The sequence below is a fragment of the Solibacillus sp. GQ1 genome, assembly GCF_059758555.1.
The window spans coordinates 2,415,183-2,431,947 of sequence record NZ_JCAXEX010000001.1 but is presented as its reverse complement, the minus strand read 5'-3'; the positions used below and the strand labels follow the sequence as shown (position 1 = coordinate 2,431,947).

At 40.0% G+C, this 16,765-nt stretch carries 19 protein-coding genes and 1 riboswitch; of the genes, 14 read left to right on the top strand and 5 right to left on the bottom strand.

Translation table 11 applies throughout. From position 1 onward, the window contains the following. Positions 1-36 precede the first annotated feature (36 nt). The 4 genes from AC6CH1_RS12345 (at position 37) to AC6CH1_RS12330 (ending at position 1,935) form a co-directional block, all read left to right on the top strand. A complete protein-coding gene (locus AC6CH1_RS12345; protein ID WP_498317723.1) occupies positions 37-189 on the top strand; it encodes a hypothetical protein in 153 nt (50 codons plus the stop codon). Further along, positions 174-662, top strand: a complete 489-nt coding sequence (locus tag AC6CH1_RS12340; protein ID WP_498317784.1) for an NUDIX hydrolase — start codon at positions 174-176, stop codon at positions 660-662. Before AC6CH1_RS12345 ends, AC6CH1_RS12340 begins: the two co-directional genes overlap by 16 nt. Before the next feature lie 105 nt (positions 663-767). Continuing rightward, a complete protein-coding gene (locus AC6CH1_RS12335) occupies positions 768-1,526 on the top strand; it encodes a MerR family transcriptional regulator (RefSeq protein WP_251686412.1) in 759 nt (252 codons plus the stop codon). 64 nt (positions 1,527-1,590) lie between these two features. Next, a complete protein-coding gene (locus AC6CH1_RS12330; protein WP_251686413.1) occupies positions 1,591-1,935 on the top strand; it encodes a TraR/DksA C4-type zinc finger protein in 345 nt (114 codons plus the stop codon). A gap of 41 nt (positions 1,936-1,976) precedes the next feature. On the opposite strand, the gene AC6CH1_RS12325 is transcribed toward AC6CH1_RS12330, so the two are convergent. Continuing rightward, the gene (locus AC6CH1_RS12325) at positions 1,977-2,894 is read right to left on the bottom strand and encodes a 1,4-dihydroxy-2-naphthoate polyprenyltransferase (RefSeq protein WP_498317722.1); all 918 of its coding nucleotides are present in this window, start codon (positions 2,892-2,894) and stop codon (positions 1,977-1,979) included. Positions 2,895-3,136: 242 nt separating this feature from the next. On the opposite strand from AC6CH1_RS12325, the gene AC6CH1_RS12320 reads away from it, so the two are divergent. The 5 genes from AC6CH1_RS12320 to AC6CH1_RS12300 all read left to right on the top strand — a co-directional run bounded on the left by AC6CH1_RS12320 (position 3,137) and on the right by AC6CH1_RS12300 (position 9,399). After that, a complete protein-coding gene (locus tag AC6CH1_RS12320) occupies positions 3,137-4,519 on the top strand; it encodes an isochorismate synthase (protein WP_498317720.1) in 1,383 nt (460 codons plus the stop codon). After that, positions 4,512-6,245: a 2-succinyl-5-enolpyruvyl-6-hydroxy-3-cyclohexene-1-carboxylic-acid synthase gene (gene menD, locus AC6CH1_RS12315; RefSeq protein WP_498317719.1), complete on the top strand. Its 1,734-nt coding sequence runs from the start codon at positions 4,512-4,514 to the stop codon at positions 6,243-6,245. The genes AC6CH1_RS12320 and menD overlap by 8 nt, the downstream gene beginning before the upstream one ends. Beyond that, positions 6,227-7,039: a 2-succinyl-6-hydroxy-2,4-cyclohexadiene-1-carboxylate synthase gene (menH, locus tag AC6CH1_RS12310; RefSeq protein ID WP_498317717.1), complete on the top strand. Its 813-nt coding sequence runs from the start codon at positions 6,227-6,229 to the stop codon at positions 7,037-7,039. The genes menD and menH overlap by 19 nt, the downstream gene beginning before the upstream one ends. A 21-nt stretch (positions 7,040-7,060) precedes the next feature. Continuing rightward, complete coding sequence (gene menB, locus AC6CH1_RS12305) at positions 7,061-7,885, top strand: 1,4-dihydroxy-2-naphthoyl-CoA synthase (protein ID WP_008408141.1); 825 nt, start codon at positions 7,061-7,063, stop codon at positions 7,883-7,885. 77 nt (positions 7,886-7,962) lie between these two features. Further along, positions 7,963-9,399: an o-succinylbenzoate--CoA ligase gene (locus AC6CH1_RS12300; RefSeq protein WP_498317716.1), complete on the top strand. Its 1,437-nt coding sequence runs from the start codon at positions 7,963-7,965 to the stop codon at positions 9,397-9,399. A 53-nt stretch (positions 9,400-9,452) separates the two neighbouring features. Here AC6CH1_RS12300 and AC6CH1_RS12295 read toward each other — a convergent pair whose 3' ends face one another. The 3 genes from AC6CH1_RS12295 to AC6CH1_RS12285 form a co-directional block, all read right to left on the bottom strand. Next, positions 9,453-10,439: a metal ABC transporter solute-binding protein, Zn/Mn family gene (locus tag AC6CH1_RS12295; RefSeq protein ID WP_498317714.1), complete on the bottom strand. Its 987-nt coding sequence runs from the start codon at positions 10,437-10,439 to the stop codon at positions 9,453-9,455. 105 nt (positions 10,440-10,544) lie between these two features. Next, the gene (gene yidD, locus AC6CH1_RS12290) at positions 10,545-10,778 is read right to left on the bottom strand and encodes a membrane protein insertion efficiency factor YidD (protein WP_251686420.1); all 234 of its coding nucleotides are present in this window, start codon (positions 10,776-10,778) and stop codon (positions 10,545-10,547) included. A gap of 2 nt (positions 10,779-10,780) precedes the next feature. Continuing rightward, complete coding sequence (locus AC6CH1_RS12285; RefSeq protein ID WP_498317712.1) at positions 10,781-10,933, bottom strand: hypothetical protein; 153 nt, start codon at positions 10,931-10,933, stop codon at positions 10,781-10,783. A gap of 206 nt (positions 10,934-11,139) precedes the next feature. On the opposite strand from AC6CH1_RS12285, the gene AC6CH1_RS12280 reads away from it, so the two are divergent. The 4 genes from AC6CH1_RS12280 (at position 11,140) to AC6CH1_RS12265 (ending at position 13,302) form a co-directional block, all read left to right on the top strand. Next, the gene (locus AC6CH1_RS12280; protein ID WP_251686422.1) at positions 11,140-11,583 is read left to right on the top strand and encodes a Dps family protein; all 444 of its coding nucleotides are present in this window, start codon (positions 11,140-11,142) and stop codon (positions 11,581-11,583) included. Between the two features lie 113 nt (positions 11,584-11,696). Further along, entirely contained in the window at positions 11,697-12,005 is a 309-nt protein-coding gene (locus AC6CH1_RS12275; protein ID WP_498317710.1) for a transposase, read from the top strand. A gap of 66 nt (positions 12,006-12,071) precedes the next feature. Then, positions 12,072-12,539, top strand: coding sequence for an NUDIX hydrolase (locus AC6CH1_RS12270; RefSeq protein ID WP_498317708.1), 468 nt, complete (start codon positions 12,072-12,074; stop codon positions 12,537-12,539). Continuing rightward, positions 12,523-13,302 carry an alpha/beta hydrolase family protein gene (locus tag AC6CH1_RS12265; RefSeq protein WP_498317706.1) on the top strand — a complete coding sequence of 260 codons (780 nt, stop codon included), beginning with the start codon at positions 12,523-12,525 and terminating at the stop codon, positions 13,300-13,302. Before AC6CH1_RS12270 ends, AC6CH1_RS12265 begins: the two co-directional genes overlap by 17 nt. Positions 13,303-13,378: 76 nt before the next feature. On the opposite strand, the gene pckA is transcribed toward AC6CH1_RS12265, so the two are convergent. Beyond that, positions 13,379-14,965, bottom strand: coding sequence for a phosphoenolpyruvate carboxykinase (ATP) (gene pckA / locus AC6CH1_RS12260; RefSeq protein WP_251686426.1), 1,587 nt, complete (start codon positions 14,963-14,965; stop codon positions 13,379-13,381). 198 nt (positions 14,966-15,163) lie between these two features. Further along, positions 15,164-15,279: riboswitch (SAM riboswitch) on the top strand. Between the two features lie 265 nt (positions 15,280-15,544). Between pckA and metK the strand changes: the two genes are divergently transcribed. Next, the gene (metK, locus tag AC6CH1_RS12255; protein WP_251686427.1) at positions 15,545-16,741 is read left to right on the top strand and encodes a methionine adenosyltransferase; all 1,197 of its coding nucleotides are present in this window, start codon (positions 15,545-15,547) and stop codon (positions 16,739-16,741) included. Positions 16,742-16,765: the final 24 nt, after the last annotated feature.

Genomic DNA, 16,765 nt, shown 5'->3' with positions numbered 1-16,765 from the left:
GCTTAGCGTTTTTTTTGTATAAAAGGAGCGGATCTTGTGAATGAACGTTTAAAAGTATTTGATCAATATTATAAGGAAACGGGCATTGAACAACGTAAACTCATTCATGCAAAAGGTTATTGGCATGAAGTGTTTCATTGCTGGGTTATTGAAAAAACAGATCAGAATGGCGCATTTATTTACAGCTGAGAAGCAAAAATAAAAAGGATTACCCAAACCAATTTGATATCACCGCAGCTGGTCATATACTGGCAACGGAGACGATTGAGGACGGTGTACGCGAATTAAAGGAAGAAGTAGGGATTAACGTAATGTTTTCGCAATTAACGTCACTTGGAGTCATCCCATACAGTATAGACAATGAAAAAATAAAGGATTATGAGTTTGCAAACGTATTTGTATATGTGTTAACAGGAGGAATTGAGCAGTTTACTCTTCAACGCGAAGAACTTGATGGTATATACTCTGCTAACTTAAACCAATTTATATTGCTTGCGACACATAAAATAAAGGAAATCGAAGTATCCGGTTATAAATACGTAAATGATTTACGTCATGATGAAGTGAAACAGATCGGACTAGAACAAATGTCTGCACTGCCCGAAAGCTATTTGCGGGAGTTTATCCCGAGATTGAAAAAGATGTTAATTGAAGCAACCTGAAAACACTTAGGTTAGCTTCTTTTTTTAGAATAATTAAGAAAATATAATTAACTATTGACCTTCACGTTGCGTCAACCTTTATAGTACTAAATAGGAGGTGATCATGTGCTGATTAACGAACTGGTCAAGCTATCGGGTGTGAGTGCACGCACACTACGTTATTATGATGAAATTGGTTTGCTGAGGCCTTCTGCAGTTGCGGAAAATGGCTACCGGCAATATAGCCAAGGGGATATTGACCGGTTACAGCAAATACTATTTTACCGGGAGCTTGATTTTAAGTTAGAGGAAATAAAAAAATTGCTCGATCATCCTGATTATGAAGTAAAAGAAGCGCTAAAAAAACAATTTGAGCTATTACAAAAGAAAAGACGATATATCGACGACTTACTAATAACGATAGAACAAACAATCCAAACGATGGAAGGGGAACTTAAGATGACAAATGAACAAAAGTTTGACGTGTTTAAAAACAAACTGATTGAAGAAAACGAAAAGAGCTATGGCCAGGAAGTACGTGAAAAATACGGTGAAGCTCAAGTGGAAGCAAGCAATAAAAAATTTAGGGATATGACAGAAGAACAATATAATGCAATGCAGCAATTGGAAAACCAACTGTTTGAACGATTAAAAGAAGCGATGGCGTCCGGCGATGTAACGTCAGACGTTGCAATGGAAGCAGCAGAGCTTCATAAACGCTGGCTAAGCTTCTCCTGGGCAAAGTATACCTCAGAAGCACATATAGGCCTAGCACAAATGTATGTAAGCGATGAACGGTTTACCGCTTACTATGATGAGCGTGTCGGTCCCGGTGCTACAAAATTCTTGCATGATGTAATCGCTGTTTATGCAGCGAACAAATAAGAAAAGATGTTTAGAAATCCTCATATAGGTAATATTTTATTAATGGAAAAAAGGGGGATTTTATATGGATATCAATCAATTACAACAATTACGCAGCATTTTGGAAGAGGAGCTTGCAACATTGCAGGAGCATGTTAATGAAGAACCGCCTTTAGAGGACACAGAAATAACTGCAGTTGATAATCATCCGGCAGATGCAGCAACCGATTTAACGACAATGGTTACAGAAAAAACATTGAGTGAATTGAAGGAAGACGAAATCGAAAAAATACAAACAGCTTTAAACGCAATGGATGAAGGCACATACGGGGAATGTATCGTATGCGGAAAAGAGATTCCTTTTGAACGCTTAGAAGCGATTCCAACAGCTTTAACTTGTATTGACCATGTAGAAGAAGTGACTGAATAGTAAAAGAGGTATGTTGAATGTTCAACATACCTCTACTAGTTTTAAATGAAATATGAAATTAATAGACCTACAGCCAACAAGAAACCGAAAATCGTGTTTGTTTGGGCTGTATATTTCATTGCCGGCATTACTTCAAGCGGTTTTTCTTTTGCTCGGAATAATTTAATCGCTTCAACCGGTTTCTTTGCGCTTAATAATACAAGCAGTGCCCATGGTGTTAAATGGCCAAGAACTACGAGAACGACAATCCAAATATACGAAACAATAAAGAAACCGGCAAGTACTGTTACAGCGTTATGTCGGCCAACTAAAATGGCCATCGTTTTACGTCCGCCTTCTGTATCTCCAACAATATCCCTGATATTATTAGAAAGCATAATTGCCCCAACTAAAATCATACTCGGCACTGAAATAATTACAGCATCAGCTGTTACATCTCCTGTCTGAATAAAGAAGGCAATTAGAACAATACCCATACCCATTACTGCCCCCGAAACCAGCTCCCCAAACGGTGAATAAGCAATCGGATACGGTCCTCCAGTATACAAATAGCCGATAAGCATACATACAAGACCGACAGCAACAAGCCACCAGGATGTCATGGCACATATGTAAACTCCTAATAGCATCGCGATACCGTAAAAGCTTAGCGCAATAGCCATAATTGTTTTTGGTGCTACACCATGTCGGACGATTGTGCCTCCAATACCGACTGAGTTTTCATTATCCAGGCCAAGTTTATAATCATAATATTCATTGAACATATTAGTTGCTGCCTGTATTAGCATACTGGCAATAAGCATTGCAAAAAATAGTCCGAAATGAATTGTTTCATGATTTATTGAAAGTGCCATTGACGTACCTAATAATACAGGTACAAATGAAGCTGTTAATGTGTGGGGACGTGTTAAATGCCACCAGACTTTAAATCCCTTGTCCGCTTCAACGACTTTTGTCATAAAAAAACGCTCCTAACTAAATACAATTATCTAAACTATTGTAATGCATATAAAACAAATTGAACAGAGTGAAGGGACAATACATGTAACGTTTGCTCGAAAAATGTTATGATAGGAAGGTATTATTTACTGCGCGAACGCAAAAAAAATGAGCAAATTATATAAAAATTCAGGCACGTATTAAAATAACGCTATACTTGCATCATACTTAGTGAATTTGCAACATGACGGAGGGAATTTTCATGCAACACAAGTGGTACAACGCCACTGAAATAGAAGTAGGCTCAAATTCAAAGCAAATTTTTTATATGGAAACAATCGAAGTAAGCCGATTATCCGCATTGGCATTTTTTGCGGCTGGCGAATCGAAGTATAAAGGAAAACGCAACTACTGGCAAAATCGTGAAAAAACCTTCACATTAGTTGGTTTAGGACATGCCTATACAATCGAAAACAATGCGTCTGACGCTCGTTTCGATTTAGTTGAACGTGAATGGAAAAAACTGACGAGTCAAATCATCCAGGAAGATCAGCATCTGCAGCCTATCCTTTTTGGCGGCTTTACTTTTGATCCGCAAAATGGTGTTTCTGCAGAATGGACAAACTTCCCGCAAAGCTACTTTACTGTCGCAACACATCAGTTAGTTATTCGCAATGATAAAGCTTATGTAACAATTAACTATATTACGGATGAGGAAAACAGCGCGAAAACGTTTGAAGCACTTCGTAAAGAGCGTGATGAGCTCATTCATGCAGCACAGGTGAAGGAAGTGAAAACTTATCCGAAACCATCGATGACAAGCTATATGGAACCATATAAGCACGAATATATGAATTCAATCAATAAGGTGACTAGCCTGATCAAAGCAAATGAAGCGCAAAAGGTTGTTATTGCACGATCTTTAGCATTGCAATTTGAGGAATCGATTACATCTCCGCAAATTTTGTCACATGTCGTACATGAACAGCCGGAGAGCTATTTGTTTGGCTTGGAGCATGGTGATTTACTGTTTTACGGTGCATCACCGGAACGTTTAGTAAAAGTAGACAGCGGGCGTGCCTATTCCTCATGTGTAGCAGGCTCGATTAAGCGAGGCACAACAGCTGAAGCCGATGAGGAATTAGGAAAAACGTTGCTGAGCGATTTGAAAAACCTTGGTGAGCATCATTATGTTGTTGAGATGATTACCGATACTTTTAACAAGAATTGTACGGAAGTAAAAGTCCCTCATGGACCGAAGTTATTAAAAATCCGTGATATTCAGCATTTATATACACCTGTTGAAGGACAATTAAATGTAGATGCAACTATTTTGCAGCTAGTAAAACATTTGCATCCAACACCAGCTTTAGGCGGTGTTCCGCGTGAACAGGCAATGGAAATAATCCGAACATATGAGCCGATGAACCGAGGGCTGTATGCGGCACCAATCGGCTGGCTTGATGCCGATGGAAATGGCGAGTTTGCAGTAGCAATTCGTTCGGCTGCATTAGTACAGGATAAAGCGTACTTATATGCAGGCGGAGGCATTGTCGAAGATTCGGAAGCACAATCGGAATATGAAGAGACACTCGTGAAATTCCGTCCAATGCTTCGAGCTTTAGGAGGCCAGTTACATGAATGATCGTGAAGTATTATCGAATTATGTTTATACAATTGTGTCAGCGTTAGTAGCATCTGGTGTAGAGCAGGTTGTCGTAAGTCCCGGCTCCCGCTCTACACCGCTTGCCTATGCATTTGCCTCAACGAAGGAAATTGAAATGCATCGTCAAGTTGATGAACGGGCTGCAGCCTTTTACGCACTTGGCTTAGCTAAATCGACTGCAAAACCGGTCGTACTCGTATGTACATCGGGAACAGCGGCGGCCAATTACTATCCGGCCATTGTCGAAGCAAAATATGCACGAGTGCCGTTAATTGTTTTAACAGCAGACCGTCCGCATGAATTGCGCGAAGTAGGAGCACCGCAGACGATCAATCAAGTGCGATTATACGGTGAAAATGTGAAATGGTCGGCAGAATTTCCGATTCCGGATGAGGCACCGCAAACGCTTCCGTTTATCGAACGCCATACAGTGCGTGCGGTAAATATTGCAACGACAGCACCGTTTGGACCGGTCCATTTAAATATACCGTTCCGTGAACCGTTAATCATTGAATTTGCGGAAACATTGCCTGTTTCAAGCTTTATTAAAAGCTATACAAATGAGCTTCGGCCTGCAAAGCAAGCGATGGCTGAACTGACAGAAATCATCGAACAAACAACGACCGGAATCCTGATCGTCGGGGAATTGCCGCTAGGAACGAACACGGAACATTTATGGGATTTCATTCGTGAAGTGAAATGGCCGGTAATGATTGAAAGCTTATCGAACTTGCGTACAGAAATACCGGAAGATTGCCAAATATATGCGATTACTACATATGATACATTGATGAAAAATGAGCGCTTCAAGCGTAATGTTCGACCACAGACGGTCATTCGTTTCGGAGCACAGCCTGTTTCTAAATTTTTAATGCAGTTTATCGTACAGGCAAATCCGCAAAGCTATATTGTCATCGATGAAGATTCGATGTATAGAGATTCTACTCATATGTCGACACATTTCATACATGCCTTGCCAGGAGAATGGCTGTCGGATGTGAAATTAGCGCATTCTCAAGCAGAAATGGCATACGTTCAATTCTGGAAAATGGCAGATTTACTTGCAGCTGATGTTATTGAAAAGTACAGCCAATTTGCCGATGACGAAGGAGCAATGGTACAGGCATTCCTTACAAGTATTGAGGAAGACGCCGACATTTATGTCAGCAGCAGTATGCCGATTCGTGATATTGATACGTTTTTACTTACACAAAATCGTCCTGTTCAAATTTTCGCAAACCGCGGAGCAAACGGGATTGATGGGGTAACATCTACAGCACTTGGATTCAGTAATGGTCGCAAAAACCGCAAAACGTATTTATTGATTGGGGATTTAGCATTTTTGCATGATGCCAATGCATTTGTTGCAAGTCGTTATCAGCAATGTGATTTAACGGTAATTGTCATGAATAATGACGGTGGCGGCATTTTCTCTTATTTACCGCAATCGAAGGTAGAGGAGCATTATGAAGATCTTTTTGGTACACCGACTGCATTGACATTCGAACAAATGGCCAAAATGTATGATTTGGATTACGTAAAAGCAACATCATTGGAACAATTTACGACTGCATTGTCTGTGGATAAACAAACATCGATTAAACTAATCGAAGCTTTCACAGATCGTGAAGAGAATGTGAAGCAGCACCGTCAGCTATGGGCGCGGATTCATGAGGTGATGGAACAATGGCTCGATTCACTGTAAAAGGGTTGGATGTGCATATTGAACAGTGGAATGAACAGGCAACTCAAACGGTTGTATTTCTCCACGGTTTTACAGGGAGCACAAATACTTGGAAAAAGATTATTTCGCAACTGCCGTCAAACATCCGGTGTATTGCTGTTGATTTAATCGGACACGGTAAAACAGCAGCACCAACTACTGTGAATTTCTACTCGATGGCATTTCAAGTGGAACTGCTACATGAACTGTTTCATCAATTACAGCTTGATACTTTCTCACTTGTAGGCTATTCGATGGGAGGACGTGTTGCGTTGAGCTATGCGGTTCGTTATCCGTCTGGAATTAATCATTTGCTTTTGGAAAGCGCTTCTCCCGGTCTATTGGATGAACAACAGCGTACTATACGAAAACAGGCGGATGATACACTTGCGGAAAAGATACTTGCAAATGGGATAGAATCATTTGTAAACAAGTGGGGAAATATCCCGTTGTTTGCTTCTCAAAAAAGTCTTCCCGCAGAAGTACAGCAGGAAATTCGATCTGAGCGCATACAGCAAAGGGGAATCGGACTTGCAAACAGTCTGCGCGGTATGGGAACAGGTGTAATGCCGGAACTTTGGGGTAAGCTTAATACATTAACAATGCCTGTGACACTCGTAACCGGACAACTTGACGAAAAATTCATTCAATTAAACAATGAAATGCAGGAGCTTATAGAAAAAGCAAATCATCTTATAATTCCAGCAGTTGGCCACGCAATTCATGTGGAAAATCCGACAAAGTTTGCTACAATAGTAAAGGAAACGATTTCATAACCGAATTAGGAGGCAATATATATGACAAAGCAACGTCTATGGACATCTTTACATACTTACGAAGATATTAAGTATGAATACTATAACGGAATCGCAAAAATTACGATTAACCGTCCAGAAGTTCGCAACGCTTTCCGCCCAAAAACAACAGCGGAAATGATCGATGCTTTCACACGTGCTCGTGATGATGAGCGTGTGGGCGTAATTATTTTAACAGGTGAAGGCGAGCATGCATTCTGCTCAGGCGGCGACCAAAAAGTACGCGGTCATGGCGGCTATGTAGGCGATGACCAGATCCCTCGCTTAAACGTTTTAGATTTACAAACGTTAATCCGTAAAATTCCTAAACCGGTTGTAGCAATGGTAGCAGGTTATGCAATCGGCGGCGGCCACGTACTGCACGTAGTATGTGACTTAACAATCGCTGCAGAAAATGCACGTTTCGGTCAAACAGGACCTAAAGTCGGTTCGTTCGATGCTGGTTACGGTTCAGGTTACTTAGCACGTATCGTAGGACACAAAAAGGCTCGTGAAATCTGGTACTTATGCCGTCAGTATGATGCGCAGCAAGCACTTGAAATGGGCTTAGTAAACACAGTTGTACCATATGAGCAGTTAGAAGATGAAACAGTAAAATGGTGTGAAGAGATGCTGGAAATGTCTCCAACAGCATTACGTTTCTTAAAAGCTGCAATGAACGCAGACACAGACGGTTTAGCTGGTATCCAACAGCTTGCTGGTGATGCGACACTTCTTTACTACACAACTGATGAAGCAAAAGAAGGCCGCGATGCATTCAAAGAGAAACGTAAACCAGACTTCGGTCAATTCCCACGTTTCCCTTGATTTGTTCGTTATAATATTCAAAAGGGATGTCCGAAAACTTTGGACATCCCTTTTCTTTACGATAGGAGGAATAAGGGATGCAGCCAAACTGGATCAAGCAACGAGCCTATTTAACACCGAATCGGGTTGCACTGAGCTTTCATGACGAGCAATGGACGTTTAAAGAACTTTATTTAACGTCTGTCAGCCTAGCATATAAATTAAATACACTACGTTTAACAAATGGAAAACGGGTAGCTATTTTAGCCCCGTCTACACCACCTTTAATCAGGCTGCTATATGCATGTATGCAGGCACAGTGTGAGATGGTGCTGTTAAATGGAAGACTGGCTAAGCAGGAGCTTGCGTATCAAGTTGAAGATGCGGAAGTAGATGCGATATTAGTAGCCGATGAAGAGCTTGCCAAACTTCCTGATGATGCCCGGATCATTCCGTTTTCCAAGCTTTATGAGACTACTGAGTCGGAATATGAGATTGCACCACAGTGGGAAGAGGACTTTGCACTGACGATCATGTATACATCCGGAACAACAGGGTTTCCCAAGGGTGTTTGCCAAACGGTTTCAAATCATAGTTCCAGCGCAATCAGCTCAGCATTGAACTTAGGCATTTCAGAGAAGGATACATGGCTTTGTACTGTCCCGATTTTTCATATAAGTGGTTTTTCGATTGTCGTCCGATCATTGCTATATGGGATGAAAATACGTTTATATGAAAAATTCGATGCAAAAAAGTGTGCTCGGGAAATTATGGAAGGCACCGTTACGAAAATGTCGGTCGTTTCAGTCATATTGGAAAATATACTTTCCGAAATGGAGCAGGCTGGACAAAAGGCACATCCGCATTTTACAACCGCATTAGCAGGGGGTGGTCCAGTACCGGTCGATTATTTGAAGCGTGCGGAAAAACTGGATTTACGTGTTGCCCAAACTTACGGGATGACTGAAACTTCTTCACAAACCGCGACATTGGCAAACGAGGATGCCATGACACATACCGGATCTGCCGGCAAGCCGCTGTTTTTTAATGAAATAAAAATTGATGCAAAAGACGGGGACTCCATAGGTGAAATTTTAATCCGCGGACCTCATGTAACACCGAAATATATCGGCCGCTTTAAAGACAAACCGACGACCATCGATGGTTGGCTTCATACAGGAGATGTCGGTTATTTAGATGAACACGGGTATTTGTATGTCGTCGATCGACGCAGTGACTTAATTATTTCAGGTGGCGAAAATATTTATCCGGCTGAAATTGAAAACATACTCCTCGGACATCCGAACGTAAAAGAGGCGGGAGTTTGTGGAGTCGAGCATGACAAATGGGGGCAAGTACCTGTTGCCTTTATTGTTGCCAAAAAACAGATGACAGAACAAGAAATTATTCACTTCTGCACGCAGCACTTAGCAAATTATAAAGTCCCAAAACAAGTACACTTCGTCAGCCATTTACCTCGAAGCGGCTCCAATAAGCTTTTGCGAAGAAAGTTGATGCAGCTGCTGGATGAGTGATACGGAGATAAAAAAGGTCCAAGCATAATGAATGCTTGGACCTTTTGTGTTTATTAATTGCTTAATGCTTGTTTGAGGACAGCCATATTTTTACGCATTAATGTAAAGTAATCTTCATTGTTTTGGATATCTTCTTTTGTTAAAACACTTAAATTATGCAATGTTAATGTTTCTGCATTTACTTCTTTTTGAATTATTTCCGTTAATTTAGAAGAAACATTTTGCTCGAAGAAAATATATTGGATTTCTTCTTTATTCGCTAAATCAACAATTGCCGTTAATTCCTTTTGTGAAGGTTCACTTTGTGAGTTAAGACCAGCTACAGGAACTTGATTAAAGCCGTAATGTCCCGCAATATAGCCGAATGCTGCATGCGATACAAAGAAAGTTTTCTTCGTCGTAGCTGCAGCCATTGCTTCAAAGTCTGAATGCAATGTTGCAAGGTCTGTTACTAATTGTTCGTAGTTAGAATTGAATATTGCTTCGTGTTCCGGTAATGCCGCGACAAGTTCATCTTTAATCGTTAATGCCAGCTGCTGTGAAATGACCGGGGATAACCAAACATGCGCATCATGTTCTTCGTGTGCATGCTCTTCTCCATGTCCATGGTCATCATGTTCCTCATGCTCAGCATGTGTATGTCCTGTTGAAATATGAAGCTGATCTTCCGTTACATTAGCAGCAGTAGCAACTAATTTTACATCTTCATTTGCCAAAGTTTTTTGCGCATTTTCAACAAAACCTTCTAATCCAAGGCCAATGTAGAAAAATAAATCCGCATCTGCTAACGCCATCATATCTTTTTGCGTTGGTTCAAATGAGTGTTCATTTGCACCTGCTGGATAAATAGAAGAGACATCAACAAACTCTCCGCCGATTTGTTCTGTGAAATACTGCAAGGGATAAACAGTTGTATAAACAGAAAGGGCATCTTTGTTTTGCTGCGATTCGCTTGTATCTTTTTTAGTATCGTCTGTGTTACAAGCAGCTAATAATAAAATGAGTGTAAACATCGAAATGATTGAAAACCATTTTTTCATTATAATTAAATCTCCTTAAATAGTAATAATTACGATTTGTATTTTTGAACATTTTTAATCTTACAGGATTCAATAAAAAAAAACAATAAAAAAAGGCTTCGAAAATTATTTTTTTTTCGAAGGCCATTTTTCAGGTACTGGATCGAATCCACCTGGATGAAGCGGCTGACATTTTAGTATTCGAATAACGGTCATGACCGATCCTTTTATTGCACCATGTTTTTGAATTGCTTCAATTCCATAGTGTGAACAGGTCGGGTGGAACCGGCAAGAAGGTGGCGTCATTGGCGAAATATATTTTTGATAAAGACGAATTAATCCGATAAAAAGTTTTTTCATTGCTATTTTTGCTCTCCATTTTTATAAGTCCGAATTGGTTTGTCATCAACGGTTTGTTTTAATGATACGTTGTTTTTCCGGGCAAGTAAAATAATAGAGAATGCGAATATCCCCATAATCGTTACGATAATAATCAATACAATAGGTAAGCTCATTTTTTTCACCTCGTTTCCTTCCATATTACAGGAAAAAAATGTGGTGAGTGTGAATAATGGTTGAACTAAATGTTTTAAGAAGTGCGATAACGGATATAATACAAGCATGATACATTTCTGAAAATATTAGAAATAGTAAGCTGATTTTATATCAGGATTAAAACTTCGTTAAGAAGTTTTAAATATAATTTATGAGGTGAAGGACAATGGCAAAGAAACAATTAAACACACAATTAAATGATTTAGTAGCAACATGGTCGGTAATGTACACGAAGTTACATAACTATCACTGGTATGTAAACGGACCATCATTCTTTACACTACACGTTAAATTTGAAGAGCTTTACAACGAAGTAACATTAAATTTAGATGAAATTGCAGAACGTATTTTAACGAAGGGCGGCAAGCCTGTTGCAACATTAAAGGAACATTTAGAGCTTTCTCTAATTGAAGAGGCTTCAGGAAAAGAAGAAACAGAGGAAATGGTTTCTAAGTTAATCACTGACTTCAATACGATTATGGAAGCTTTAAATAAAGCAATGGAAACTGCTTCAGAAGAAGGCGATGATCGCACAGAGGATTTACTGAACGCTCAATTCCAAAGTCTTGAGAAACATACATGGATGTTAAATGCTTATTTAGGCAAATAATATCGGATAAACGACTCCAAATGCGGGGTCGTTTTTTATTCGTTCACTGTACGATATACTTCCAATGTATAAACGAGATTATTGCGGACCACCTTAAACTTGAGGTGAGAATAATGGAAAAAAATAATGTTTATGTATCAGTTGCCAATTTAACATGCAATTTGCATCCTGGATCATCCTATGAATTTGTACTGAAAATGGAGCCATTAAAAGCGCGAATATTTATGAAGCTGTTCAATCAGATGCAGCAGCTGGAGGCGTCAAATGCATTCCGTGCCCATATGCCGTTTATTCCATATCATTTGGACAGATTAAATCATGAGATCGACCACCGTCTAAAAAAAGTCTATGCTCTGATTCATGAATTCGGTGATGAGGAAGCGAAGAAATTCGTCGAGCAACTGCCGTACTTCACGCGCTAATTAGGCGATTTGATTGAACGGGAGACATCTGTTCGTTACACTATATAGTAGGAGTTGAGCGAAAAGATGTTTACATTTATCGATGAAAATAATTTAAAAGTAGATTTAAGATTTGATGAAGGTCCTTTCGAAGTTGAACCGAAGCATGTATTGGCACTTGTACAATATAAAGGGAAATGGTTATGCACGATTCATCATCGTCGTGGCGTTGAGTTTCCTGGAGGCAAGCAGGAGCCCGGGGAGACATTGTACGAAGCGGCTATCCGTGAAGTTTACGAAGAAGCAAATGTGGTCATAGAAGATGTAAAATGGTTTGCCTACTATATTGTGCATGATGAGATTCCCTTTTGCAAAGCGGTCTTTACTGCTATGGTAAAGGACATTGAACCTTTTACAGGAGATCATGAAACAGAAGGCATGTTATGGCTGACAGAAGAAGAGCTGTGGCAGCAGCCAAAATTAAGTTTCTATATGCGGGATGCAGGAATGAAAAAGATGTTGCAGGAAGTGAAAAGTCATGAACGACAATGGTAAGATTTTTTCGATACGCAATTACCCATCTCCAAATCCTCATATCCGATTAGATGAAATTACGTATTGGTCACAAGGACTGCGTGTAAAAGGATTATTGGCGCGTCCTAAAGCCCCTGGTACATATGAAGCGCTTTTATATTTGCGTGGGGGACTCCAATCGATCGGCATGGTCAGGCCTGCACGTATTGCTCAATTTGCGATGCAAGGCTTCGTTGTATTTGCTCCGTATTATCGTGGAAATCGCGGAGGAGAAGGTAAGGACGAGTTTGCGGGTGATGACCGTTATGATGCAGTTAACGGCTTAGAAGTACTGAAGCAATTTATTCAAGTGGATAAAGTGAATTTATATGGATTTTCCCGCGGCGGGTTAATGGTATTGTGGACAGCGATTTTACGTGATGATATCAAATCGCTCGTAACTTGGGCAGGTGTATCGGATGCGACAGCAACATATTGGGACCGTGTTGATATGCGGCGCGGCTTAAAGAGAATTGTTGGCGGTACTCCAAATAAAGTACCGGAAAACTATGATGACCGTACACCATTATTTGAAATCGATAAACTTCAAACCCCCGTACTTATTATTCATGGTACAGAAGATCAGCATGTTGATATAGAGCATGCCTATAAACTGGAGCAGTATTTAAAAAAGGAAGGGAAATCTGTTGAGACATGGTACTCATCTGGATTAAAGCATCACTATCCTCCCAACCTAAACTGTGATACTGTGAAAAACTTATGTGATTGGATGAAACGCCAATAAACACAATAAAAAAACAGCATTTTTCTCCTAGAGAAAAATGCTGTTTTTGATTGAATAAACACGGCTGATTAGTAAATTATACTAATGGACCGCCTTTTTGAACGATTGCTTCATCAACATTCTCGAACTTCTTGAAGTTGTTTTTGAACAGTTCGGCAAGTTCAGAAGCTTTTTTGTCATACGCAGCTTTGTCTGCCCATGCATCACGAGGATTTAATACGTTAGTTGGTACACCTTCAACTGCTACTGGGATGTTTAATCCAAATACAGCGTCTTGGGTAGTTTCAACGTTATTTAATTTACCGTCGATTGCAGCACGCACCATTGCGCGTGTATAAGAAAGCTTCATACGGCTGCCTACACCATATTCGCCACCAGTCCAACCAGTGTTTACTAGGAATACTTGTGAACCGTGCTCATCAATTTTCTTACCTAATTGCTCTGCATAAACAGTTGCAGCAAGCGGCAGGAACGGAGAACCGAAGCATGTAGAGAATACTGGTTCTGGCTCTGTTACACCACGTTCTGTACCGGCAAGTTTAGAAGTGAAACCGCTTAGGAAGTGATACATTGCCTGCTCTTTAGTCAATTTAGAGATAGGAGGTAATACACCAAATGCATCGGCTGTTAAGAAGACGATTGTATTTGGATGACCTGCTACTGATGGCAAGACGATATTGTCGATAAAGTCGATAGGGTAAGCGACACGTGTGTTTTCTGTTAAAGAACCGTCTGCATAGTCGCATTCACGTGATTCAGGGTCTACCGCAACGTTTTCCAATACTGAACCAAAGCGGATTGCATTGTAAATTTCCGGCTCATTTTCAGCAGATAGGTTGATTGTTTTTGCATAGCAACCACCTTCAATGTTGAATACGCCATTGTCAGACCAGCCGTGCTCGTCATCACCGATTAATTTACGGTCTTTGTCAGCTGATAAAGTAGTTTTTCCTGTACCAGATAAACCGAAGAATAATGCTACATCGCCTTCTTCTCCAACGTTTGCAGAACAGTGCATTGGGAAGATACCTTGTTCAGGTAACAAGTAGTTCATAATACCGAAGATTGACTTCTTCATTTCACCTGCGTACTCAGTTCCGCCGATTAAGATGATTTTCTTTTCGATAGATGTTATAATAAATGTTTCCGATCCAGTACCGTCTACTTCCGGATCTGCTTTGAAGTTTGGCGCAGATACGATTGTAAACTCGGCAACGTGTTTAGCCAATTCGTCTGCTGTTGGGCGGATGAATAATTGATGACAGAATAGATTATGCCAAGCATATTCGTTAATTACTTTAATAGATAATTGAGACTCTTTGTCTGCACCAGCAAAACCGTTGAATACATATAACTCGTCACGTTCTTTTAAGTAATTTATAACTTTTACATAAAGTTTATCAAATACTTCTGCAGAGATCGGACGGTTTACTTTACCCCAATCGATTTTGTCATTTGAAATTTCTTCTTCTACTATATATTTATCTTTAGGAGAGCGGCCAGTATATTTGCCTGTTTCAGCACGTAATGCGCCTTCAACAGTTAGCGATGCTTCTCCGCGTGATGTAGCTTTTTCAATTAATTGTGGAACAGATAATTGAGTTTTGATGTTTTCCCCGTTTAAAAGTTCTTTCAGCTCGTTAGCAATTTCTACCGAATTCATCTATTAAATACCATCCTTTTTTATAGTATTCCCTTATAGAGGGGAGTTGATTCCTAATTCAAAAATAGTATAACACATTAAGTGAAATAATCTATACTAATTGCAAATTATTTTTTCGTAAATTTTAGCAGATCGAAAAAAGTCAAAATTTGTTGACAGTACTTGAATTTTTGCGTAAGATGTTTAATTGAACGGATACTCTTATCCCGAGCTGGTGGAGGGGCAGGCCCTATGAAACCCGGCAACCTGCGTATATTTTATACGTGTTGGTGCCAACCTGATGCAAGGGCAAAATTTCCCTTGAACGATAAGAGTGAAAGGTAACGAAACGTAATATCCTTTCCTCACGTGTGATGAACACGGCTATGAGAGAAAGGATTTTTTTTATTTTGTTTTACAATTTCGTACTGAACGAAAATTATATAGTTACAGCCTTTCAGACCCTCGTGTTAAAGCAAATATAGCTTGACGTTAAAAAGGCAGCTACGCATCAGCGTAATTCCTGCAATATAACGGACATGGGTAATGAGTACCGTATCAATAAAAAACAATTGCCAAAGTGATTTAGGAGGAAATGACATGACAAATCGTCGACTGTTTACATCAGAAAGTGTAACGGAAGGACATCCGGACAAAATTTGTGATCAAATTTCGGATGCCATTTTAGACGCTATTTTAGCTGCAGATCCAAATGCACGTGTAGCTTGTGAAACTACGGTAACAACAGGCTTAGTATTAGTATCTGGTGAAATTACAACTTCTACTTATGTAGATATGAAAGGAATTATCCGCGATACAGTAGCAGAAATCGGCTATACACGCGGTAAGTACGGCTTTGATGCTGAAAATCTTGCAGTACTAGTAGCAGTAGGAGAGCAATCACCTGACATTGCACAAGGTGTTGACCAGGCATTGGAAGCACGTGAAGGTTCAATGACTGAAGATGAACTTGAAGCAATCGGTGCAGGCGACCAAGGTTTAATGTTTGGTTATGCATGTAACGAAACACCGGAACTTATGCCGATGCCTATTTCTTTAGCTCACAAATTAGCGCGTCGTTTAACAGAAGTGCGTAAATCAGGTGAATTGGAATATTTACGTCCGGATGGTAAAACACAAGTAACAATTGAATATGATGAAAACAATGAACCTGTTCGTGTAGATACAATCGTTATTTCAACACAGCACGATGAAGAAGCAACATTGGAACAAATCCAAACAGACATTAAAGAACACGTTATTAAACCGGTAGTTCCTGCTCATTTATTGGATGAAGCTACAAAGTACTTCATCAACCCAACAGGTCGCTTCGTAATCGGCGGACCTAAAGGAGATGCAGGTCTTACAGGACGTAAAATTATTGTTGATACTTACGGCGGTTATGCACGTCACGGTGGCGGAGCATTCTCTGGTAAGGATGCAACAAAAGTTGACCGCTCTGCAGCATATGCAGCACGCTATGTTGCCAAAAATATTGTAGCAGCTGGCTTAGCCGACCGTGCTGAAGTGCAACTTGCTTATGCAATCGGTGTTGCACAGCCTGTTTCAATCGCTGTTGATACATTTGGTACAGGAAAAGTAGCAGAATCACAAATCGTAAACTGGGTTCGTGAACTCTTTGACCTACGTCCTGCAGGCATTATTAAAATGCTTGATTTACGTCGCCCAATCTATAAACAAACAGCAGCATATGGACATTTCGGTCGCACAGATTTAAATGTGCCATGGGAAAATACGGATAAAGCAGCTGAATTAAAAGCAAAAGCAGGAATTTAATAAAATAAAAAGGAGCATCCGGTT